This window comes from Amycolatopsis keratiniphila (assembly GCF_000400635.2).
Lineage (GTDB): Bacteria > Actinomycetota > Actinomycetes > Mycobacteriales > Pseudonocardiaceae > Amycolatopsis > Amycolatopsis keratiniphila.
This window is the reverse complement of record NC_021252.1, coordinates 6,903,338-6,923,815: the sequence shown is the minus strand read 5'-3', so window position 1 is coordinate 6,923,815 and position 20,478 is coordinate 6,903,338. Positions and strand designations below refer to the sequence as shown.

General features: G+C 69.5%; 21 protein-coding genes. 10 read left to right on the top strand and 11 right to left on the bottom strand.

Features of this window, described 5'->3' with window-relative positions:
- The first annotated feature begins 9 nt into the window (after positions 1–9).
- Together AORI_RS71770 and AORI_RS71765 are read left to right on the top strand one after the other, a co-directional pair.
- Positions 10–675 carry a winged helix-turn-helix domain-containing protein gene (locus AORI_RS71770; RefSeq protein ID WP_016336452.1) on the top strand — a complete coding sequence of 222 codons (666 nt, stop codon included), beginning with the start codon at positions 10–12 and terminating at the stop codon, positions 673–675.
- A gap of 333 nt (positions 676–1,008) precedes the next feature.
- Positions 1,009–1,401 (top strand): hypothetical protein, encoded by a 393-nt coding sequence (locus tag AORI_RS71765; protein WP_016336451.1) that lies wholly within the window; start codon positions 1,009–1,011, stop codon positions 1,399–1,401.
- Between the two features lie 65 nt (positions 1,402–1,466).
- Here the strand turns inward: AORI_RS71765 and AORI_RS71760 are convergent, their stop codons facing one another.
- Entirely contained in the window at positions 1,467–2,168 is a 702-nt protein-coding gene (locus AORI_RS71760; RefSeq protein ID WP_007031477.1) for an IclR family transcriptional regulator, read from the bottom strand.
- Between the two features lie 79 nt (positions 2,169–2,247).
- On the opposite strand from AORI_RS71760, the gene leuC reads away from it, so the two are divergent.
- From leuC to AORI_RS71745, 3 genes are all read left to right on the top strand, one after another.
- Positions 2,248–3,666, top strand: a complete 1,419-nt coding sequence (gene leuC / locus AORI_RS71755; protein WP_016336450.1) for a 3-isopropylmalate dehydratase large subunit — start codon at positions 2,248–2,250, stop codon at positions 3,664–3,666.
- Between the two features lie 31 nt (positions 3,667–3,697).
- On the top strand, positions 3,698–4,300 hold the full coding sequence (gene leuD, locus AORI_RS71750; RefSeq protein ID WP_016336449.1) for a 3-isopropylmalate dehydratase small subunit: 603 nt from the start codon (positions 3,698–3,700) through the stop codon (positions 4,298–4,300).
- Between the two features lie 253 nt (positions 4,301–4,553).
- Positions 4,554–5,219 (top strand): HU family DNA-binding protein, encoded by a 666-nt coding sequence (locus AORI_RS71745; protein WP_016336448.1) that lies wholly within the window; start codon positions 4,554–4,556, stop codon positions 5,217–5,219.
- A gap of 438 nt (positions 5,220–5,657) precedes the next feature.
- Here the strand turns inward: AORI_RS71745 and AORI_RS71740 are convergent, their stop codons facing one another.
- From AORI_RS71740 to cofC, 3 genes are read right to left on the bottom strand one after another with little or no spacing between them, the layout of a single operon-like run.
- Positions 5,658–6,593 carry an NUDIX hydrolase gene (locus AORI_RS71740; protein ID WP_043848313.1) on the bottom strand — a complete coding sequence of 312 codons (936 nt, stop codon included), beginning with the start codon at positions 6,591–6,593 and terminating at the stop codon, positions 5,658–5,660.
- Positions 6,590–8,893 carry an RNA degradosome polyphosphate kinase gene (locus tag AORI_RS71735; RefSeq protein ID WP_016336446.1) on the bottom strand — a complete coding sequence of 768 codons (2,304 nt, stop codon included), beginning with the start codon at positions 8,891–8,893 and terminating at the stop codon, positions 6,590–6,592. The genes AORI_RS71740 and AORI_RS71735 overlap by 4 nt, the downstream gene beginning before the upstream one ends.
- A 58-nt stretch (positions 8,894–8,951) precedes the next feature.
- A complete protein-coding gene (gene cofC, locus AORI_RS71730) occupies positions 8,952–9,557 on the bottom strand; it encodes a 2-phospho-L-lactate guanylyltransferase (protein WP_043848312.1) in 606 nt (201 codons plus the stop codon).
- Between the two features lie 90 nt (positions 9,558–9,647).
- Here cofC and AORI_RS71725 point away from each other — a divergent pair, with 90 nt between their 5' ends.
- From AORI_RS71725 to AORI_RS71715, 3 genes are all read left to right on the top strand, one after another.
- Positions 9,648–10,391, top strand: coding sequence for a lysophospholipid acyltransferase family protein (locus tag AORI_RS71725; RefSeq protein ID WP_016336444.1), 744 nt, complete (start codon positions 9,648–9,650; stop codon positions 10,389–10,391).
- The gene (locus AORI_RS71720) at positions 10,391–11,404 is read left to right on the top strand and encodes an NAD(P)H-dependent glycerol-3-phosphate dehydrogenase (RefSeq protein ID WP_016336443.1); all 1,014 of its coding nucleotides are present in this window, start codon (positions 10,391–10,393) and stop codon (positions 11,402–11,404) included. Before AORI_RS71725 ends, AORI_RS71720 begins: the two co-directional genes overlap by 1 nt.
- Before the next feature lie 380 nt (positions 11,405–11,784).
- Entirely contained in the window at positions 11,785–12,264 is a 480-nt protein-coding gene (locus AORI_RS71715) for a cysteine dioxygenase (RefSeq protein WP_016336442.1), read from the top strand.
- Between the two features lie 36 nt (positions 12,265–12,300).
- Here the strand turns inward: AORI_RS71715 and AORI_RS71710 are convergent, their stop codons facing one another.
- The 6 genes from AORI_RS71710 to AORI_RS71685 all read right to left on the bottom strand — a co-directional run bounded on the left by AORI_RS71710 (position 12,301) and on the right by AORI_RS71685 (position 17,401).
- Entirely contained in the window at positions 12,301–13,314 is a 1,014-nt protein-coding gene (locus AORI_RS71710) for an asparaginase (protein ID WP_016336441.1), read from the bottom strand.
- A gap of 334 nt (positions 13,315–13,648) precedes the next feature.
- Positions 13,649–14,473, bottom strand: coding sequence for a class I SAM-dependent methyltransferase (locus AORI_RS71705; RefSeq protein WP_016336440.1), 825 nt, complete (start codon positions 14,471–14,473; stop codon positions 13,649–13,651).
- Entirely contained in the window at positions 14,470–14,850 is a 381-nt protein-coding gene (locus tag AORI_RS71700) for a VOC family protein (protein WP_016336439.1), read from the bottom strand. The genes AORI_RS71705 and AORI_RS71700 overlap by 4 nt, the downstream gene beginning before the upstream one ends.
- Before the next feature lie 42 nt (positions 14,851–14,892).
- On the bottom strand, positions 14,893–15,630 hold the full coding sequence (locus AORI_RS71695; protein ID WP_016336438.1) for an FAD:protein FMN transferase: 738 nt from the start codon (positions 15,628–15,630) through the stop codon (positions 14,893–14,895).
- A complete protein-coding gene (locus tag AORI_RS71690) occupies positions 15,627–16,046 on the bottom strand; it encodes an FMN-binding protein (protein WP_016336437.1) in 420 nt (139 codons plus the stop codon). Before AORI_RS71690 ends, AORI_RS71695 begins: the two co-directional genes overlap by 4 nt.
- Before the next feature lie 17 nt (positions 16,047–16,063).
- On the bottom strand, positions 16,064–17,401 hold the full coding sequence (locus AORI_RS71685) for a ferredoxin reductase family protein (RefSeq protein WP_043849103.1): 1,338 nt from the start codon (positions 17,399–17,401) through the stop codon (positions 16,064–16,066).
- 145 nt (positions 17,402–17,546) lie between these two features.
- On the opposite strand from AORI_RS71685, the gene AORI_RS71680 reads away from it, so the two are divergent.
- Together AORI_RS71680 and AORI_RS71675 are read left to right on the top strand one after the other, a co-directional pair.
- Complete coding sequence (locus AORI_RS71680; protein WP_016336435.1) at positions 17,547–18,242, top strand: response regulator transcription factor; 696 nt, start codon at positions 17,547–17,549, stop codon at positions 18,240–18,242.
- Positions 18,239–19,675 (top strand): sensor histidine kinase, encoded by a 1,437-nt coding sequence (locus AORI_RS71675; RefSeq protein ID WP_016336434.1) that lies wholly within the window; start codon positions 18,239–18,241, stop codon positions 19,673–19,675. The genes AORI_RS71680 and AORI_RS71675 overlap by 4 nt, the downstream gene beginning before the upstream one ends.
- Positions 19,676–19,754: 79 nt before the next feature.
- Here AORI_RS71675 and AORI_RS71670 read toward each other — a convergent pair whose 3' ends face one another.
- A complete protein-coding gene (locus AORI_RS71670; protein ID WP_016336433.1) occupies positions 19,755–20,408 on the bottom strand; it encodes a pyridoxamine 5'-phosphate oxidase family protein in 654 nt (217 codons plus the stop codon).
- Positions 20,409–20,478 lie beyond the last annotated feature (70 nt).

The window sequence follows — 20,478 nt, the reverse complement described above, 5'->3', positions numbered from 1 at the left end:
CGTGCCAGTGTGCGGGTGCTGGTGACCGAGGACGACGAGAACTTGCGGGTGGCGCTGGAATTCGCGCTGCGCGGCGACGGCTTCGCGGTGGACACCGCCGCCGATCTGCCGGGCGCGGACGAGGCGCTGATGGTGAACGCCTACGACTGCGCGGTGTTCGACCGGATGCTGCCTTCGGGGGACGCGCTGGCCTACGTCCGCAACCGGCGCAGCGCCGGCTGGCCGATGCCGGTGCTGTTCCTGACCGCCCGCGACAGCGTCGCCGACCGGATCGACGGTTTACGCGTCGGCGGCGGCGATTACCTGGTCAAGCCGTTCGCGATGCCGGAACTGATCGCGCGGGTGCGCAGCCTGTGCCGCCGGGACATGGCCGGGCAGGCGGTGATCCTGCGCTGCGCCGACGTCGAACTCGACACCGGCAGGCACCAGATCTCGCGGGCGGGCGTGCTGCTCACCGTGACCCGCAAGGAGTATCTCGTCATGGAGCGGCTGATGGCCGCGACCGGGCGGCCGGTCTCGCGGCGGGAACTGATCCGGTACGCGTGGGACGAGATGGCCGATCCGGCGTCCAACGTGCTGGACGTCGTGATCGCGCGGCTGCGGCGGAAGCTCAAGGACCCGCCGCTGATCCACACCGTGCGGGGGTCGGGTTACCGCATGGCGCCGCTTCAGTAGGCCGCGCAGGATTCGTTGCCTCACCTGTCCCCGGCGCCTCGTGAGTCACAGCGGAGCCGCGGCGACGGGACGGCACGCGTGATCCGACGGACGACACGCGTGATCAGATGGACGACACGCGTGTCCGTGCGGACGGCTCGGCGCGAACCCGGCCGCGCCCCCGTGTCGCCCATCCAGTCACGCTTGTCGTCCATCGGATCACGCGTGCCGTCCCTCCCGTCACGGGAAACCGCCGCTCGAACCCCCGCCCGAATGAGACCGTCGACACCCCGCGCGCCCCGGATGTGCCATGCTCGACAGCGCACGAGGCGGCGAAACCGAGAGGTGACGAGGGTGTCCATCTGGGCAGGCGTGATCAATTTCGTCCGGGCGCGGTACGAGGTGCTCGAAGAGCGGGACGGCTGGCTCCGGTTCCGCGTCGACACCGGCGACGGCCGCGGCCAGCAGGTGTCCTTGCACCACTTGCCCGACCACGACGGCGCGGAGTGGGTGGAGATCTCGTCCCCGGTCGGCTGGGCCGACAAGATCGACCTGCGGCGCCTGCTCGAACTGGCAGGCGGCGACTCGGTCGGCGGCGCGGCGGTGGTGGACGGGGTCGCGCTGCTCAAGCACACGATCCCGCTGGTCGACCTGAACCTGGTCAACGAGTTCGAGCATCCGCTGAACTCCCTCGTCGCGCGTGCCGACACCCTCGAACACGAGCTCACCAAGGCCGACGAGTTCTGATCCTTCCGCGACGAAATCAATGAAGGCCCCCTGCGCCGCAGGGGGCCTTCACTCGTTTCGAGGGGTCAGAGGCGCTCCTGCAGCGCGTCCGCGGCGGCGAGGAGGTCCGCGGCCCAGCGCGCCCCCGGCTTACGCCCTATCCGTTCGATGGGCCCGGAAACCGACACCGCGGCGACGACGGTGCCCGTCGAATCCCGTACCGGCGCCGAGACACTCGCCACACCCGGTTCCCGTTCGGCCACGCTCTGGGCCCAGCCGCGACGGCGGACTTCGAGCAGCGTGCGTTCCCCGTACACCGCCTCGGTGAGGATCGTGCGCTGCGTGTGCGGATCCGACCACGCTGCGAGCACCTTCGCGCCGGAGCCCGCGGTCATCGGCAGCCGTGAACCGATCGGCACCGTGTCACGCAGCCCGCTCGGCGGTTCCGCCGTCGAAACGCAGACGCGCTGGACACCGTCGCGGCGGTACAGCTGAACGCTTTCGCCGGTGATGTCGCGCAGTTTCGGCAGCACCGAACTCGCCGCGTCGAGCAGCGGGTCGGTCGAACCGCCCGCCAGTTCCGCGAGTGCGGTACCCGGGCGCCAGCGGCCGTCGGGGCCGCGGCGCAACAGGCGATGCACTTCCAGGCCGACCGCGAGCCGATGCGCCGTCGCGCGCGGCAATCCGGTCCGCGTGCACAGTTCCGCCAGGCCACAAGGATCTTCGGCCACGGCCTGAAGCACGGCCACGGCCTTGTCGAGTACTCCGATACCGCTATGCTGTCCCACAAGCCGATACTATCTTCCCGAAGTTTGAGATGTCCAGATGGTGGGAAGCACCTATTCCATCGCATGTGAGGAGCCGGAAATGCCCCGGACACTGGCCGAGAAAGTGTGGGAGTCGCACCTGGTGCGGCGCGGCGAGGGGGCCGAGCCCGACCTGCTCTACATCGATCTCCACCTGCTGCACGAGGTCACCAGCCCGCAGGCGTTCGACGGACTCCGCCTGGCAGGCCGGAAACTGCGCCGCCCCGACCTCACCATCGCCACCGAGGACCACAACGTCCCGACGATCGACATCGAGCTGCCGATCGCGGATCCCGTTTCCCGCACCCAGGTCGACACCCTTCGCGCCAACTGCAAGGAGTTCGGCGTCCGGCTGCACCCGATGGGCGACGCCGAGCAGGGCATCGTGCACGTCATCGGCCCGCAGCTGGGCCTGACCCAGCCCGGGATGACCGTGGTGTGCGGCGACAGTCACACCTCGACGCACGGTGCCTTCGGCGCCATGGCGTTCGGCATCGGCACCTCCGAGGTCGAACACGTGATGGCCACGCAGACCCTGCCGCTCCGTCCATTCAAGACGATGGCTATCACGGTCGACGGGCAACTGCGCCCCGGCGTCACGGCGAAGGACATCATCCTCGCGGTGATCGCGAAGATCGGCACCGGCGGCGGACAGGGCTACGTCCTCGAGTACCGCGGCGAGGCCATCGAAAAGCTGTCGATGGAAGCCCGGATGACGGTGTGCAACATGTCCATCGAAGCGGGCGCGCGCGCCGGGCTCATCGCGCCGGACGAGACGACGTTCGCGTATCTGAAGGGCCGTCCGCACGCGCCGCAGGGCGCCGATTGGGACGCCGCCGTCGAGAACTGGCGCGAACTCCGCACCGACGACGACGCCGTCTTCGACGCCGAGGTGCGCCTGAACGCCGACGAACTCACGCCTTTCGTGACCTGGGGCACGAACCCGGGCCAGGGGCTCCCGCTGGGCGCCGAGGTGCCCGACCCGGAGCGCATCGGCGACGAGAACGAGCGCATCGCCGCTGAGAAGGCCCTGTCCTATATGGACCTGAAGCCGGGCACGCCGCTGCGCGAGATCGCGGTGGACACCGTCTTCCTCGGCTCGTGCACGAACGGCCGTATCGAGGATCTGAGGGCCGCCGCGGACGTCCTGCGCGGGCACAAGGTCGCCGATTCGGTCCGGATGCTCGTCGTCCCCGGCTCGATGCGCGTCCGCCAGGCGGCGGAAGCCGAAGGGCTGGACAAGGTCTTCACCGAAGCGGGCGCGGAATGGCGTCAGGCGGGCTGCTCGATGTGCCTCGGCATGAACCCGGACCAGCTCAAGCCGGGCGAGCGCAGCGCGTCGACCTCGAACCGCAACTTCGAAGGCAGGCAGGGCAAGGGCGGCCGGACGCATCTGGTCTCGCCGCTCGTGGCGGCCGCCACGGCCGTGCGGGGAACGCTGTCCAGCCCCGAAGACCTCCAGCCCGCCGTCGCCCGCTGACATCGCTGACATCCGCGAAGGAGTTCCCAACATGGACGCGTTCACCCACCACACCGGCGTCGGGGTCCCGCTGCGCAGGTCCAACGTGGACACTGACCAGATCATCCCGGCGGTCTACCTCAAGCGCGTGAGCCGCACCGGCTTCGAGGACGGGCTCTTCGCCGCCTGGCGGTCCGACGAGTCGTTCATCCTCAACCAAGAGCCCTTCAAGAACGGGTCGGTCCTGGTCGCGGGCCCGGACTTCGGCACCGGTTCTTCCCGCGAGCACGCCGTGTGGGCCTTGATGGACTACGGCTTCCGGGTCGTGATCTCCTCCCGGTTCGCGGACATCTTCCGCGGCAACTCGGGCAAGCAGGGCCTTGTCGCCGCTCAGGTCGAGCAGGCGGACGTCGAACTGCTGTGGAAGCTGCTCGAAAACGAGCCCGGGACGGAGGTCACGGTGGACCTCGAGTCGAAGACGGTACGGGCCAAGGACTTCACCGCGCCCTTCCAGATCGACGACTACACCCGCTGGCGGCTCCTCGAAGGGCTCGACGACATCGCCCTGACACTCCGCCACGCGGATGAGATCGACACTTTCGAGACCCGGCGCCCCTCCTGGAAGCCGGTGACCCTCCCGGCGGCCTCCTCCTAGGGCCCCTCGAAGGGGGCGGATTCCCTTGCTGAGCAGGGAATCCGCACCCCCGACCAGGGTCTTCCACATAGCCCCGAAACCACACCGAACGGCACTCCGAGAGGCCCCGAAGGGGTCCCTCGGGAGGCGGAACAGCCCCCGAGACAAGGGAAATTTCCGCGCGTCGTTTGGAATTTGTGCTGCATTGGTAATACCGTGTGCGCTAAGTCGGCCGACGGGGCCGTGTACAAGTAGTTCTTCTTGGAGGACTGGAATGGCCAACAAGGCCCAGCTGATCGAGGCGCTGTCGGAGCGCCTGGGCGACAAGAAGGTCGCGTCGGAGGCCGTCGATGGCCTTGTCGACATCATCATCCGGACGGTCAACAAGGGCGAGAAGGTGAACATCACCGGCTTCGGTGTGTTCGAGAAGCGCGCCCGCGCCGCCCGCACCGCGCGGAACCCGCGCACCGGTGAGACCGTTCGCGTCAAGAAGACCAACGTGCCCGCGTTCCGCGCCGGCACGACCTTCAAGGACGTCATCAGTGGTTCGAAGAAGCTGCCGAAGGCCACCGCTGTGAAGCGCGCGACCGCCGGCACCGCGACTCGTGCCACCACCACCCGCGCGACGACGACCCGGACGGCCGCCAGCCGCCCGGCCGCGACGCGTTCCACCACCACGCGGACCCGCGCCGCCGCCACGACGACGCGCGCCGCCGCGAAGCCGGCCGCCAAGGCGACCGCGACCAAGGCCGCGGCCAAGACGACCGCCGCCAAGGCCGCGCCGAAGACCGCCGCCAAGGCCACGACTCGCGCCACCACGGCCAAGAAGGCGACCGCCACCAAGGCAGCCGCGAAGCCGGCCGCCAAGGCGACCGCTGCCAAGGCCCCCGCGAAGAAGGCTCCGGCCAAGCGGACTTCGGCTGCCGCGAAGAAGAAGTAAGCTCCCTCTCCACGAGTGAGCCAACGGCAAGGCCCCGCGCACCGCGCGGGGCCTTGCCGCATTTTCGGGGCCGTGATCGGCTCTGACGCGCTCGCGCGCGACTCCTGGGGACCTTGCCCCAATAAGGAACCGCGGCCGCGCAGTGGGCGAATGTGATGCGATTCTCGTGCCGTCAGGCAAAGTCAGCGGAAAAGAATCCGCTTCGACCGTCACTCCGATGGACGCGTCGTCCCGCTGACTGGCTCCACAGTGGAGCGATGAGCTCCGGTTCGCGCCGACACCGCCGGAGTAGGCGCGTCACCCACGTGGGGGAGCCGCACGACGTTTCTTCCGTGCCTGAACACCGAACTCGCGTGATTGAAGCCGGAACTCGCGTGTTCGGAAGCGTTACGCCCCCAAACACGCGTGATCCGGCTTCAATCACGCGTGATCCGGTTTTCAGGGATGGGCGGGAGCGGGCGTGGGCAAAGGCGACGCGAAATAGTCCGCGGCCACCAACACCGGCCCGTCCTCAGCGGTCGGCGCCCGGAACGACAGCACCCAGAACGAGCCCTTCTTCGACGGCACCACACCGCCGCGCGCGGCGGTCAGGTCGACGCCGTCGCGGTCGGCCAGCGCGCTGACGACGTCCGGGATCACCCCGCCCTGGCTGGAGATCACCGGCGTCCCACCGTCTCCGGCGATGGCCAGCAGCCGCGCGACACCGAGCACCGGGTCCGGCCAGTAGCCCTCTTCCGACAGCAGCGGCTCGTGCCGGATCTCGACCCCGAGATCCTCGGCGAGCCCGTTCACCGTCTGGACGCACCGAAGCCGCGGCGCCGAAAGCACCCTGCCGGGCGCGTAGTGCCGCAGCAGCGAACGCAAAGCCTCGGCTTGACGCTGGCCCGCGTCGGAAAGCGGCCGCAGATCGTCGTCGCCGTTCCACTCGTCGCGTTTACCCGCTTTGGCGTGCCGCACCAGGATCACCGTGGTGAGTTCGGGCGGCAGCGCGGAGAACTCGCGGAGCACCCGGACGTCGCCCGGCCGCGTCAACAGTTTCTCCGCCGACTCCGTGTCGAGCCAGCGCAGCTCGTCGACCTCCTCGTTCGGCGCGAACGCGCCGGAAACCGCGTGCGCGGAGAAGTAGTCGACGGTCTTCGGCGCTCCCGCCACGGTGTATTCGGTCCGGACCAGATACCGGCCGAGGACCGCTTCGAATCCGGTCTCCTCCGCGATCTCCCGGACCGCCGCGCCCGCGATGGTCTCGCCCGGGTCCAGCTTTCCCTTCGGCAGCGACCAATCGTCGTAGCGCGGCCGGTGGACCAGCGCGACCTCGATCCGGTCTCCCTGACGACGCCAGAGAACGGCTCCCGCCGCCCGCACGACCCCGCTCATCCCGCGGCCCCGTGCCGCTTCGCCAGCTCGACCTGGTGGTCGCGGACGTCGTCGCCGGACGCGGGGAACGGCGTCCACTCGCCGGTGGAGTTCAGCACCCAGCACCGGGTCGAGGGGTGCAGCGCGGATTCGAAGATGTAGTCCAGCTGCGCCGTGAGTTTCGGATCCTTGACCCGGACCAGCGCTTCGATCCGGCGGTCCAGGTTGCGGTGCATCATGTCCGCGCTGCCGATCCAGCGCGTGCCGCCGGCGAGGAAGGTGAAGATCCGCGAGTGCTCCAGGAAACGGCCGAGGATGGAGCGCACGTGGATGTTCTCGCTCAGCCCCTCCACGCCAGGCTTCAGCGCGCAGATCCCGCGCACGACGATGTCGACCGGCACCCCGGCCTGCGAGGCGTGGTACAGCGCGTCGATCACCTGCTCGTCGACGAGCGAGTTGCACTTGATCCGGATCCCGGCGGTCTGGCCGGCCCTGGCGAGCTCGATCTCCTCGCCGATCGCGCGCACGATGCCGCGCCGGATCCCGTGCGGCGACGTGAGGATGTTGCGGTAGGTGTCCTGGCGGGAGTACCCGGTCAGCACGTTGAACAGATCCGTCAGGTCCGCGCCGATCGTCGGATCGGCGGTCAGGATGCCGAGATCCTCGTACAGGCGCGCGGTCTTCGGGTTGTAGTTGCCGGTGCCGATATGGCAGTAGCGGCGGATGGTCGAACCCTCCTGGCGCACCACCATCGACACCTTGCAGTGCGTCTTCAGCCCGACGAGCCCGTAGACCACGTGCACGCCCGCGCGTTCCAGCGTGCGGGCCCAGGTGATGTTGGCCTGTTCGTCGAAGCGCGCTTTGATCTCGACCAGCGCGACGACCTGCTTTCCCGCTTCGGCGGCGTCGATCAGCGCGTCGACGATCGGGGAGTCACCGGAGGTGCGGTACAGCGTTTGCTTGATCGCCAGCACCTTCGAGTCCGCGGCGGCCTGTTCGATGAACCGCTGGACGCTGGTGGAGAACGAGTCGTACGGGTGGTGCACGAGGACGTCGCCCTCGCGCAGCGTCGCGAACACCGACTTCGGCGTCTCGCGCTCACCGAACGCCGGATGCGTGGCGGGAACGAATGGGCGGTCCTTGAGTTCCTTGCGGTCGACGCCGGACAACTGGTGCAGGCAGGTCAGATCCAGCAGACCCGGGACCTCGACGACGTCGCGCGGGTCGACCTCCAGTTCGCGCAGCAGCAGTTCGAGCATGTGCTCGCTCATGTCCTGCGCCACTTCGAGCCGCACCGGCGGGCCGAACCGCCGCTGCGCCAGTTCACGTTCCAGCGCCTGGAGAAGATCCTCGTCCCGGTCTTCCTCGACCTCGAAGTCCGCGTTGCGGGTGACCCGGAACGCGTGGTGCTCGGTGACCTCCATCCCGGTGAACAGCTCGCCGAGGTGCGCGGCGATCAGTTCCTCCAGCGGCAGGAAGGTCGCGGTGCGGACCTCGCGCGGCTGCTGCTCGATGCGCATCAGGCGCGGCACATTGCTCGGCACCTTCACGCGCGCGAACCGCTCGGTACCCGCCTCCGGGTCCCGGACGGTGATCGCGAGGTTGAGCGAAAGGCCGGAGATGTAGGGGAACGGGTGCGCGGGATCGACGGCCAGCGGTGTGAGCACCGGGAAGATCTGCTCGCTGAAGTAGTTGGACAGCCGGAGCTGGTCGGCGCCGGCGAGGTCGTTCCAGCCGACGATGTGGATGTCCTCGTCGGCAAGCTGCGGCCGCAGGTGCAGCTCGAAGGCGTTCGTGTGCCGCTCGACCAGGTCCTGGTTGCGTTTGGCGATGTACGCCAGCTGTTCGCGCGGGGTGAGCCCGTCCGCGCTGCGGACCGGGAGGCCGGTCTCGTCGCGGCGTTTCAGCCCGGCGACCCGCACCATGTAGAACTCGTCCAAATTGGACGCGAAGATCGCCAGGAACTTGGCGCGTTCGAGCAGCGGCTGCGACTCGTCCTCGGCCAGCGCGAGCACGCGCGCGTTGAAGTCCTGCCATGACAGCTCACGGTTGAAGTACCGGTCGTCGGGAAGGCTCCCGGCGGCCGTCGGCGCCGCCGTCACCGCGGGCGGGGCGGCGGGCAGCGCGCGGAACTCCTGGGCGGGACGGCTCGCCGAACCACCTCGCGTCGCGCGGACGGCCGTGCGCGGGGTCGAACTGTTCGTCTTCCGCGCACGGACGGGTTTCGCCGTGCCGTTGTCCGGTTCCGGTTTCGCGGCGGAGGTCTTCCGCTTCCTTGCCGAGTTCGGGGTGCCGCCTTCGTTTGTGCTCACGGGCTTCATTGTTCACCACTCGGGGCGATTATGTGCGCCGCGCGCGGGTCGGCAGGGTGAACTCTCGTCACATCACCACGCAGGGTGTTCCCAGCAGCGTCGAAGTGCGTTTTCCGACACCGAGGGTGCGGACGTGAGCGAGATCATCCGCGGTGTCCACGTCGGCGCGGAGCGATTCCGCGGCGATCGTGAGCGGGGTCGCACCGGAGGCGGTGTGCGCCCGCGCGGAACCCGCGCCGAAAAGGGGTGCCAACGCCTGGCCGGCGCCCGCGAGCAAGAGGGTGGTGCCCGTTCCCTGCCGATCCGCGACGAACGCCCGATGTCCGGCGGCCGCGGCCAGCGCGGCGGTGAGGTCTTCGGTCCGCAGCGCGGGCAGGTCGGCCTGCAGGGCACCGACGAGACCGGACGGCGTGTCCCGGCGCAGCAGTTCCTCGCCGTGGCGCAGGGCCGCGTTCAGTCCGCCGCGCGACGGTTCGGTGACGATTTCGACGCCCAGCTCGGTGAGATCCGCCACCGACGCCGGGTCGGCGGCGACCACCAGCACCCGCCGGACCCCGTCCGCCGAGGTCGCCGCGGACAACGTGTCGTAGGCCAGCGCCAGCACCAGTTCGGCGTGCCGCTCGGGCACCACCGCGCCGCGAAGCCGCGACTTGCCCTCGGCGGGGCGTTTCATCGGCACGATCAGGTCAAAGCCAACACGGTCCACATCTCACTTCTTACCCGACCCTCCCTGGACCGCGCTCGTACGCGCGCGGCAGGATCAGTGGCCTGGGACGACACGTGTGACTTCGAGGAGGACCAATTGGCCCGGCGTGAGAAGGGCGGCATCTGGGTGGGCATCGCCGCCGCACTGTTCTACCCGGCGACGGCCATCGGCAAGCGGGTCTACCGCAACGCCGAGCGGATCCCCCGCGAAGGCGGCGCGCTGCTCCTGCTCAACCACGTGTCCCACATGGACCCGGCGGTGGACGCGGTGTTCGTGCACCGGCAGAAGCGGGTGCCGCGGTTCCTCGGCAAGGAGAGCCTGACCAGGGCGCCGCTCTTCGGCAAGATCTTCGTCGGCGCCGGGCAGATCCCGGTGTCCCGCGGTTCGGCCGCCGCCGGCGACAGTCTCAAGGCCGCCCACCAGGCGCTGGCCGACGGCAAGGTCGTGGTGATCTATCCGGAGGGGACGATCACCAAGGACCCCGACGGCTGGCCCAAGAAGCCGTTCACCGGGGCCGCGCGGCTCGCGCTGGAGACCGACGTGCCGGTGATCCCGATCGCCCGCTGGGGCACGAACCACATCTTCAACGGCTACACGAAGAAGTTCACGCCGTTTCCGCGCAAGAAGATCACGCACCTGGTCGGCGAGCCGATGGACCTCTCGGCCTACAAGGACGGTTCGACCCGCAGCGCGTCCAAGCTGCGCGAGGTCACCGACCTGATGATGACGGAGATCACCGCGCTGCTCGCGGAGATCCGCCAGGAGGAACCGCCCGCGAAGAAGCCGGAGGACGACGCCTGATGGCCGAGGTCCAGCGGGTGACCGTGCTCGGCGCCGGATCGTGGGGGACGGCGTTCGCCAAGGTGCTCGGCGACGCGGGGCGCGACGTGACCATGTGGGCCCGGCGGCCCGAGGTCGCGGCCGATATCCGGGAGCGCCATCTCAATTCGTCCTATTTACCCGGTATCGAACTGCCGGAGCGGATCACCGCGACGGCCGATCCGGCCGAGGCCCTCGACGGCGCGCAGGCCGTGGTGCTCGCGGTGCCGAGCCAGACCTTGCGGACCAATCTCTCGGAGTGGTCCGGTCTGCTGCCCTCCGGCGCGATCCTCGTGAGCCTCGCGAAGGGTGTCGAGCTGGGCACGCTCAAGCGGATGAGCGAGGTCATCGCCGAGATCGCGCGGGTCGACGCCGGGCAGATCGTGGTGGTGTCCGGGCCGAACCTGGCGAAGGAGATCGCGCTGGGGCAGCCCGCGGCGGCGGTGCTGGCCTGCACCGACCACGACAACGCCAAGGCGATCCAGCAGGCGAGCTTCAACCAGTACTTCCGGCCGTACACCAACACCGACGTCGTCGGCTGCGAGCTGGGCGGGGCGTGCAAGAACGTCATCGCGCTCAGCTGCGGCATGGCGGCGGGGCTCGGGCTCGGCGCGAACACGGTGGCCACGCTGATCACCCGCGGGCTGGCCGAGATGGCCAGGCTGGGCGCGAAACTGGGCGCCGACCCGCTGACCTTCGCCGGGCTCGCCGGCGTCGGCGACCTGGTGGCGACCTGCTCGTCGCCGCTGTCGCGCAACCGGACGTTCGGCGAGCGCCTCGGCCGGGGCGAGACGCTGGAGCAGGCGCTGGCGGCCACCGGCGGCCAGGTCGCCGAGGGCGTCAAGTCGTGCACGTCGATCCGGGAACTCGCGATGGGCCTCGGTGTCGACATGCCGATCACCGACGCGATGCACCGGGTGTGCCACGAAGGCGTCGACCCGCGGCGTGCGGGGGCCGAACTGCTCGGGCGGTCGCAGAAGCACGAGTGGTCCTAAGAGCCTGGCCGAAGGCCCCGCTATCGCGGTGGCAGGGCGCCGTTGTCCGTCAAGGTGAGAGGTTCGACCAGGCAACGCCGTGCCGACGTCGATCGCGGACGCGGGTTCACCGACAGACACTGGAAGACCGCAATATCGCGACAGACCGGGGCGGACCCGTGTTGCGAGCATGGACGCCAGGTGCAGAACTCACGGTCCACGGTATGAGATCTGTTGACCGACGGGCTCCGCACTGGTTCGCTGGGCGCATGTTCGCACGTGGGATGACTGTGTCGCGGGGCCTCTCGGGTCTTGGTGCGGTCGCGTGCGCGTGTCGCTGTTGTCGGTGAACCCAGCCCCGGCCCAGTTCGACACCTTCTTTCTTCTGCGAGGACACCTCCATGTTCGCCGTCCCGGACAACACGCTCGTCATTCCCGAAAACCCGGCCCTGCGCCACCCGGTGCGCGTCGCGCTCGAATTCGCCGCGGACCGTGACCGCTGGCGGCACCTGCTGCGTTACGACCCCGACGAGCGCTTCTCGGCACTCGTCGACGCGGACGAACTGCAGGAGATCTGGTTGATGAGCTGGCTGCCCGGCCAGCACACCGACCTGCACGATCACGAATTCGCCGCCGGCGCGTTCACCGTCGTCAGCGGGAAGCTGAGCGAGACCGTCGCCCGGCGCGCGGTCGACGGGCGGGCCGTGACCGAGCTGCACTCGCTGTCGGAAGGGCAGTCCCGCGTCTTCGGCCCCGGCTACGTCCACGAGGTGCGCAACGACGGACCGGATCCGGCCGTCAGCGTGCACGTCTACCGGCACCGGCCCCGCGCCATGCGGCCTTACCACCTGGACCCCGTCACCGGCCCCATCCGGGACTGACCCCCCTTTCCGCATTCAGAGGACTAAATGCGGGTGTCAGGCGAGGTCGCCGCGCAGGCGGAATTCGGCCTCGACGCGCTCCCGGGAGGCGCCGGTGGCGAGCAGGGTGTGCAGCAGGAGCCGGGATTTGCGCGGGTCCAGCCAGCCCGCCATCGTCGCGCCCATCGCGATCAGATCCGACTCCGAACCCCGGAAACCGTAGGTGCCGCGGAACGTCGGCCCGGCACCGGTGCGGCCGGCGACCACGATCGGCACCTCCGCCAGGGCACGCTCGATCACGTCGGCGGACCCCGCCGAAACGTGCCCGGCGCCGTTGGCGGCGAGCACCACTCCCTTGACCCCGGCCTTGACCAGCGTTTCCAGCAGCTCGCCGGTGTCCTCGACGCCGCTCTCGACGATCGGCACCAGCCCGGAGAAGTCCGCGTTCTCCAGCGGCAACGCCGCCGGACGGGCGGCCGCCGGGTGGAAGTAGTGCACCAAACCCTCGCTGACCAGCGCGAGCGGGCCCGCGGGCGCCGAGGAGAACGCCTCGACGTGGCTCGAATGCGTCTTCCGGACCCAGCGTCCGGCGTGGACGTCGTCGTTGAACGCGACCAGCGAGCCGCGGCCCCGGCTGCGGGGATCGGCGGCGACGGTCAGCGCGGCGAGGATGTTCCCCGCGCCGTCGGCACTGGGCAGGCTGGGGTTGCGCATCGCGCCGGTGACCACGATCGGCGCCTCGGAAGCCCACGTCAGCTCGAAGAAGTACGCGGTCTCTTCGAGTGTGTCCGTGCCCTGGATCACGACGACGCCTTCAGCGCCTTCGTCGACCGCCCTGGCGGCCCAGTCCCGTGTCCTGATCAGGGTCGCGAAGTCCATCGAGGCGCTGGAAATCCCCGCCAGCGTCTCCGCGCGGACGTCCATCTCGAGGTTCTCGCCCAGGTCGCCGAGCAGGTCGGCGGCGGTGAGCCGGGGGACGGCGTGGTCTTCGCCGTCACCGGGGACCATGGAGATGGTGCCGCCCAGGGCGGCGACGGCGACAAGGGGCCGTTTCTCAGGGGAGACGCTCATACGGGCATCTTCCCAAAACTTCGTGAGTGGTTAGGCGAATGTGGCGCGATGCCGGGGCGCGTCGCGAAAGCCACTTTCGCGACACGGCCGCTGGGTGCCCCGGCACGGACAGAAGCGACGCTATCCCTGACAAGACACGTGTGACCTGCTCGCCTCTGAAGTACATGAAGGCCCCCTTCCTGTACCTAGGCGCAAGGAAGGGGGCCTTCACGTACTTGGCAAGGGCGAGTTTCCTCGGCTCAGCCGAGGGAAGGGGGCCTTCACGCGCCGCCGCTGTGACTGCTGGGACCGGTGGTGTTGCTGGGGCCTTCACAAGACCTGCGAGCCCAATGGCTCACCGCGCCTTGACGGCCTCGATGGTGAAACTCGCCGCCAGCCGCTGCGGATCCTCGGTCAGCCGCCATTCCTCGGTCGCCTCGTTCAGGGTCATGAACCCCGGCAGCGCGTTCCACGGCACACTGTCGTGCTCCACCAGCCGCGTCAGCGTCAGCCCCGCGTCGAGCAGCGCAGTGACGATCTCGCCCAGCCCGTGGTTCCATTCGTGCGTCCGGTTGTGCTGGAACGAGACGTCGGTGTCCACATAGGTCCCCGGCTCGTCGAACACCAGCGGTTCGGCCTGCTCGAAGTACGGGTACTTCGGCGTGATCTGCGGCTGCGTCTCGTCGAGGGTGCCCAGCATCGGGTGCATGTCGCGGATGAACAGCCGCCCGCCCGGCTTCAGCAGTTTCCCGACGACCTCTCCCCAGCGGGCGATGTCCGGCAGCCAGCAGATCGCGCCGATCCCCGTGTAGACGAGGTCGAATTCCCCCGCGCCCAGCACGTCGGCGGCACTGTACACATCGGACTCGTGGTAGTCGATCTCCGCGCCGGTCTCGGCGGCCAGCCGTCGCGCGATCTCCAGCGCGGGCGCGGAAAAGTCGAGGCCGGTCATCCGGGCGCCGAGGCGCGACAGGGAAAGCGTGTCCGTGCCGATATGGCACTGCAGGTGGACCCCGCGTGCCCCGGAGACATCGCCGAGCAGCGGCTGGTCGAAGGTGACCACGCCGCTGAGATGCGTCGGGTCCGCGACGAACTTCTGGTAGCCGTAGTCGGCCGAAGCGGCGTGCGCGGGAGCGCGTTCGTCCCAGTTCGCCCGGTTGACCGTCACGTAATCCGTCACGACGTCGCGGCCTTCTCGGCGGCGCTGCGCAGAACGCAGAATTCGTTGCCTTCGGGGTCTCCGAGGACGGCCCACCCAGTGCCGTCGGGATTGCGCCGGTCGTGCAGGAGGGTCGCGCCGAGCTTCAGCAGGCGCTCCACCTCCTCGTCGCGCGGGATGTCCGGCGTGAGGCAGAGATGGATCCGGTTCTTCACCGTCTTCGGCTCCGGGACCTGCCCGAAGAACAGCGTGACACCGTTGTCCATCTCGATGATCGCCTCGGGGTCGCCGGGCACGTCGTCATCGGCCATCGGCTTGCCGACGACACCGCTCCAGAAACGGCCCAGTTCGTAGGCGTCAGCGCAGTCGAAGAAGAAGTTCTGTACGACAGAGGTCATGACGCCGCAGTCTGCCCGAGCCCGCGAAACCCGGCCAACGGTTTACGCCAGCCGCAGCCCCGGCGACCGGTGCACCTGCCGGTCCGCGTCGATGATCAGCACCTGGCAGCCCGGCCGCGAAGCGATCCACGCGATCCCTTCGGTCCCCATCGCGAAGGCGGCCGTGGCGAGGGAATCCGCGGTGACGAGGTCGTCGGCGGCGACCGTGACGCTCAGCAGCCCGACGGGCGGGCGCCCGGTCCGGCCGTCGAGGATATGCGCGCCGCGTTCGTATTCGGCCGAGGTCGCGACCGCGCCGCCGGACGATTCCACCACGGCGCAGACCGCGTCGGGCCGTTCGGGGTGCCGGATGCCGACCCGCCAGGCGCGGCCGGGTTCCGGTTCGCCGGAGGTGATCACGTCCCCGCCGGCGTTGATGCAGAACACGTCCAGTCCCTCGGCCAGCAACAGCGACGCCGCCTGCTGCACCGCCCAGCCCTTGACCACCGCGTTCGGATCGAGCCGCCGTCCGGGGAGCCGGGCGGTGAACGCCCCGCCGGACAGCCGTTCGTAGTGGTCGCAGAGCGAAAGCACTTCCAGGAGGTCGTCGCTCAGTTCCGAAGGCGAGAGTTCGCCGCGGTCGTAACGGCAGACCTCGCTGTCGGCCTTGAACGGACTGAACCGCGCGTCGACTTCCCGCAGCCAGCCGAAAACGCCGTCGATCGCGTGGTCGACGAGCCCGCCACCCGCCCGGACGTCGACCGAGACCGGCAGTCCCATCACCTGTTCGACGCGGTTCATCTGGCGTCCAGCGCCGCCTGCAGCGATTTGACGTACGACTCGCTCGTCGACGTCGCACCGGAGACGGTGTCGATGTCAGCGCTCTGCGCGGTCAGCGTCTCCTCCTGCAGGATCGGGATCGCGTCGACCCCGCGGCCGCTCGTCGGCCGTTGCAGCAGGCGGACTTCGGCGATCTTGTCCTCGGCCGAGATCACCAGCCGCACCTGCACGGTGCCGTACCGGTTGCTCTCCACCGAGCCGTCGATGGTGCGCTCGCTGCCTTCCGACGCGCCACCGTCCGCACTCGGCGACGGTGCCGGGGCGGGCGCCGCGACGGCCACGGTCTCCGAGCCGAGCGGACCCGGTTCGTACAGCCACACACCGAGGAAACCGGCGGCCGACAGCGCGACCGTGGCCGCGACGATGGTCTTCTTCATGATCGGGTCTCCCTGGTTCAGGCGGCGAGGCTGAAACGTTCGGCGTGGACCTGGCTTCCCGGCACCCGCAGCTCCCGCAGGCTGCGCAGCGTCACCGAGGTCATCCCGGGCGGGCCGCAGACGAAGACGTCGCGATCCGCGATATCCGGCACCAGACGCCGCAGATTGGGGGCGCCGAGCACCGGACCGGCCTGATCGGACGGTCCACTGAGGACTCGGACGACCGCGCCGCGCGCCCTGGCCAAGCCGATCAGCTCCGGCAGGAGGACGGCGTCGCGTTCGTCGCGGACGCGGTAGAGCACCACGACGTGCCCGGAGATCTCCTCCAGCAGCGCGCGGACCGGGGTGATCCCGACGCCGCCCGCGACCAGCAGCGCGTCCGGCTTCTGTTGGTGCATCGTGGTGAACGCGCCGTACGGGCCTTCGGCGAACACCCGCGTGCCGACCTTGAGCGACCGCAAGGACGCGCTGCCGTCGCCGGCGGCCTTCGCGGTCAGCCGCAGGGTGCGGCCGTCCGGCGCGGCGGAGAGCGAGAACGGATTCGCCTGCCACCAACGATCCCGCGTCATGAAGCGCCACAGGAAGAACTGACCCGCCCTCGCGGGCATCTTGTCGAGGTCCTTGCCGGAGATGTACACCGAGACGACGTCGTGGGATTCGGGCACCACGGCGACGACCTTCAGCCGGTGCCGCAGATTCCGCGCCAGCGGCAGCACCACCCGGCCGGCGACGACCGAGCCGAGCGCGACACCCCATACGGCCCACCAGTAGACCTGGGCCCCCGGCGAAGACGCGAACGATCCGCCCAGCGCGATTTGATGCGTGAACGCCAGCACGACCGCGGCGTAGGTGTAGAGGTGGATGAAGTGCCAGGTCTCGTACGCCAGCCGCCGCCGGGCGAACCGGGCGGAGACGGCGCCGACGAGCAGGATCAGCGCGAACGCGACGACCGCGCGCAGGATCCCCTCCAGTTTGGTGACCATCGTGACGAACTCGTCCACCACACCGTTGTCCTCGACCTGCGCGTAGCCGAAGACGATGAACACGAAATGGGCGAGCAGCGTCCACAGCAGGGCGAACCCGGTCCAGCGGTGCCAGCCGGTGAGCCGGTCCATGCCGAGGCGGCGGTCGAGCCACGGCAGCCGGGCGACCAGCAGCAGCTGGAACGCCATCGTCAGCGCCCCGTACAGCCCGGCGAGCCTGCCGATGCTGATGAGCACGTTGTCCGACGGCCCGGCGGCGAAGAACAGCATGGTCACGGCGGCCACGTTGGCCCCGAGGAAGAGGAAGAGCCCGGCGCGCGCGGCGATCCTGGGCCGGATCGCCGGGCGCGGTTTCACGGCGGTCTGCGTCATGGTGGTCACACGTGGCCCCTTCCAGGCTGGTTCAGTGACCGAGCCTGCTGGGCCAACCTGTGACCTTTCTTGGCGGAAGCTGTCGGCTTGCTGTCGTGTACGGTCCCGCCTCGCTCTCGCGCGCGCGTTCACGGAGGATGGCTACGTGAACACCGAGAACCCCGTGCGCCTGCTGGTGGTGGACGACGAGCCGCATATCGCCGATCTGGTGGCCACTGTCGCCCGCTACGAGGGCTGGCAGGCCGTGACCGCCGGATCGGGCGAGGCCGCGCTGGCCAAGGCGGCCGAATTCGTGCCCGACATCGTCGTGCTCGACCTGATGCTGCCCGGGATCGACGGGTTCACCGTGCTGGACAAGCTCCGCGAGGCCGGGACGGCGGTACCCGTGGTCTTCCTCACCGCGAAGGACGCGACCGCGGACCGCGTCGCCGGGCTCACCCGGGGCGGTGACGACTACCTCGTGAAGCCGTTCTCCGTCGAGGAACTGATGGCGCGGCTGCGCGCGGTCCTGCGGCGGAGCACCAACCAGGCGAAGGCCGCGGTGCTGCGGGTCGGCGACCTGACCCTCAACGAGGACACCCGCGAGGTCGCCCGCGACGGCAAACCGGCCGACCTGACCCCGACCGAATACGAACTGCTGCGCTACCTCATGCGGCATTCGCCCTCGGTGATGACGAAGGCGCAGATCCTCGACCACGTCTGGGAGTACGACTTCGGCGGCCGGTCCAATGTGGTCGAACTCGTCATCTCGCATCTGCGCCGCAAGATCGACACGGGCGACGAGCCGCTGATCCACACCGTGCGCGGCGTGGGCTACGTCGTGCGCCAGGCGGCGAGATGAAGATGTTGCGCCGGTGGTACGACGCCTGGCGCCGGTCGAGGCTCGGCACCCGGCTGGCACTCGGGCTCGGCGCGCTGGCGCTGGTCGTGTTCGCCGTGGTCGGCACCGTGATGGTCGGCATCATGAAGGGCTATCTGAACGACCGGCTCGACGAACAGCTCGCCAAGACCCAGATCAGCCAGGTGCCGTCGCTGCGCACCACGCACGGCGGGAAACCACAGCAGGCCTACGGCTGGTTCTCCGCCGTCTTCGCGGTGCAGAACGGCGACGCGCTGCCGCAGGCGGGCGGTTCCCTGCCGCCGGACACGAAAGCGCTCGAAAAGGTCGCCGAGGACGCGACGCGGACCGAGGTCCTGCGCACCGTCTACATCGAGGACAAGGGCACCTACCGGGTCCGGGCCTGCCCGATCGAACCGGCGCAGAACATCGTGCTGGTCAGCGCCGCGCCGCAGGCGGATCTGGACCGGACGGTCAGCCAGCTGATCATGGTCGAGGTGGTCGCGTTCCTGCTGGCGCTCGCGGTGCTGGTGATCGCGGGGCGGCTGGTGCTGCGGCGCGGGCTGCGGCCGCTGAGCGACATGGCCGGGACGGCGCACGACATCGCGTCGCACGACCTCACCACGAACGCCGATCTCCCGGTGCGCGCGCAGGCGAGTGGCGGCGGCGCTGAGGTCGAGGAACTGCGGACGGCGTTCAACGTCATGCTGGCGCATCTGGATTCCTCGCTGGTCGCGCGCCGGGAGGCGAACGAACGGCTGCGGCGGTTCATCGCCGACGCCTCCCACGAACTGCGCACGCCGCTGACGTCGATCCGGGGCTACGCCGAGCTTTTCCGCTACGCCGCGGCGAACGAGCCCGCCGAACGCGAGGCACATCTGTCGAAGATCCGGGAAGAGACGCAGCGGATGAGCGTGCTCGTCGACGACCTCCTGCTCCTCGCGCGCCTCGACGCGCCGGAGACCGAGGCGCCGCTGCGGCTGGTCGCCGTCGATGTCGCCGAGCTGATCACCGACGCGGGGGAGGCCTTCGCGGCCGGACGCCCGGAGCATCCGCTGAGCGTCGGCGCGTTACCGGAAGGTGTTGTCCTGCAAGCGGATCCGGTGCGCCTGCGGCAGGTGCTGGACAACCTGCTCGCCAACGCGGCGGTGCACACGCCGCCCGGGACCGCGGTGACTTTGTCGGCCGCGGCGTCGGATTCCGAGGTCGTCCTGCGGGTGAGCGACGCCGGGCCCGGGATCCCGCCGGAAGCGCGGGAACGGATCTTCGACCGGTTCTACCGGGTGGACACCGCCCGCACGCGCGGCAACGGCGGGACCGGACTCGGGCTCTCGGTGGTGCTCTCGCTGGTTTCGGCGCACGGCGGGACGATCGAGGTGGAGAGCGTGCCGGGGGCGACGACGTTCACCGTGCGGCTGCCGCGCCGCCGCTCGTGACCCCCCTTCCCGAGTGTCATGAAAGGGTCGTTCAGGACGAAAAATGTCCTGAACGACCCTTTCATGACATCCGTGAGCGCTACCCGACCCGCCGCTTCACGTGATCCGGCACCGTCCACTCACCGACGAGGTCCACCGACGGCTCCGGCTCCCCGAACACGGTCCGCACCGGCAGCACCCCCGCCCACGAGAGATCGGCCGCGACCTCGTCCTCGGGATCGTCCGGGCCCTCGCCGCGCATCTTCACCGACGCCTCGGTGAGGTCCAGTTCCAGCACCGAAACGGACGCGAATTCCTTCGCGTTGATGTCCCGCGCGTGTTCCCACGAACCGGGCGCGAGGTGGTCGGTCAGCACGTGGAGGCCGTGCATCTTCCGGTCGCGATCGGTGACCGCGGCCGCCTTCCCCAGGATCACCGCGCTGCGGTAGTTCATCGAGTGGTTGTTGACCGAGCGCGCGTACACGATGCCGTCGAGCAGGGTCACCGTCACGCAGACCTCGACGCCGTCGGAGTCGCGCATACTCCTCGCCCCGGTGGATCCGTGCAGGTAGAGCGTGTTCCCGTCGCGGCCGTAGCCGGTCGGGATGACCAGCGGGACGCCGTCGCGCACGACGCCCAGATGGCAGATCAGGCCTTCGTCGAGCACCGCGTACAGGGCAGAGCGGTCGGTGAGCGCGCGGTTCTTCTTGCGGCCGAGGGTGGTCCGGTCGGTGGGTGAGAGCGGGGTGGACATGCGATCAGTCTCACCCACGCGAGTGGCCTGTAATAATGTCCAATTCTCCTATACTTGAGAAGTCCACTTC

What these genes read in the sequence shown, in the direction of transcription:
- cofC (WP_043848312.1), bottom strand. Translation starts at nt 9,557, where the DNA reads ATGAAACGCCCCGCCGAGGGCAAGTCGCGGCTTCGCGGCGCGGTGGTG.
- AORI_RS71745 (WP_016336448.1), top strand. Translation starts at nt 4,554, where the DNA reads ATGGCCAACAAGGCCCAGCTGATCGAGGCGCTGTCGGAGCGCCTGGGC.
- AORI_RS71685 (WP_043849103.1), bottom strand. Translation starts at nt 17,401, where the DNA reads ATGACGCAGACCGCCGTGAAACCGCGCCCGGCGATCCGGCCCAGGATC.
- AORI_RS71695 (WP_016336438.1), bottom strand. Translation starts at nt 15,630, where the DNA reads ATGAACCGCGTCGAACAGGTGATGGGACTGCCGGTCTCGGTCGACGTC.
- AORI_RS71735 (WP_016336446.1), bottom strand. Translation starts at nt 8,893, where the DNA reads ATGAAGCCCGTGAGCACAAACGAAGGCGGCACCCCGAACTCGGCAAGG.
- AORI_RS71670 (WP_016336433.1), bottom strand. Translation starts at nt 20,408, where the DNA reads ATGTCCACCCCGCTCTCACCCACCGACCGGACCACCCTCGGCCGCAAG.
- AORI_RS71740 (WP_043848313.1), bottom strand. Translation starts at nt 6,593, where the DNA reads ATGAGCGGGGTCGTGCGGGCGGCGGGAGCCGTTCTCTGGCGTCGTCAG.
- AORI_RS71700 (WP_016336439.1), bottom strand. Translation starts at nt 14,850, where the DNA reads ATGACCTCTGTCGTACAGAACTTCTTCTTCGACTGCGCTGACGCCTAC.
- AORI_RS71675 (WP_016336434.1), top strand. Translation starts at nt 18,239, where the DNA reads ATGAAGATGTTGCGCCGGTGGTACGACGCCTGGCGCCGGTCGAGGCTC.
- AORI_RS71690 (WP_016336437.1), bottom strand. Translation starts at nt 16,046, where the DNA reads ATGAAGAAGACCATCGTCGCGGCCACGGTCGCGCTGTCGGCCGCCGGT.
- leuD (WP_016336449.1), top strand. Translation starts at nt 3,698, where the DNA reads ATGGACGCGTTCACCCACCACACCGGCGTCGGGGTCCCGCTGCGCAGG.
- AORI_RS71710 (WP_016336441.1), bottom strand. Translation starts at nt 13,314, where the DNA reads ATGAGCGTCTCCCCTGAGAAACGGCCCCTTGTCGCCGTCGCCGCCCTG.
- leuC (WP_016336450.1), top strand. Translation starts at nt 2,248, where the DNA reads ATGCCCCGGACACTGGCCGAGAAAGTGTGGGAGTCGCACCTGGTGCGG.
- AORI_RS71715 (WP_016336442.1), top strand. Translation starts at nt 11,785, where the DNA reads ATGTTCGCCGTCCCGGACAACACGCTCGTCATTCCCGAAAACCCGGCC.
- AORI_RS71720 (WP_016336443.1), top strand. Translation starts at nt 10,391, where the DNA reads ATGGCCGAGGTCCAGCGGGTGACCGTGCTCGGCGCCGGATCGTGGGGG.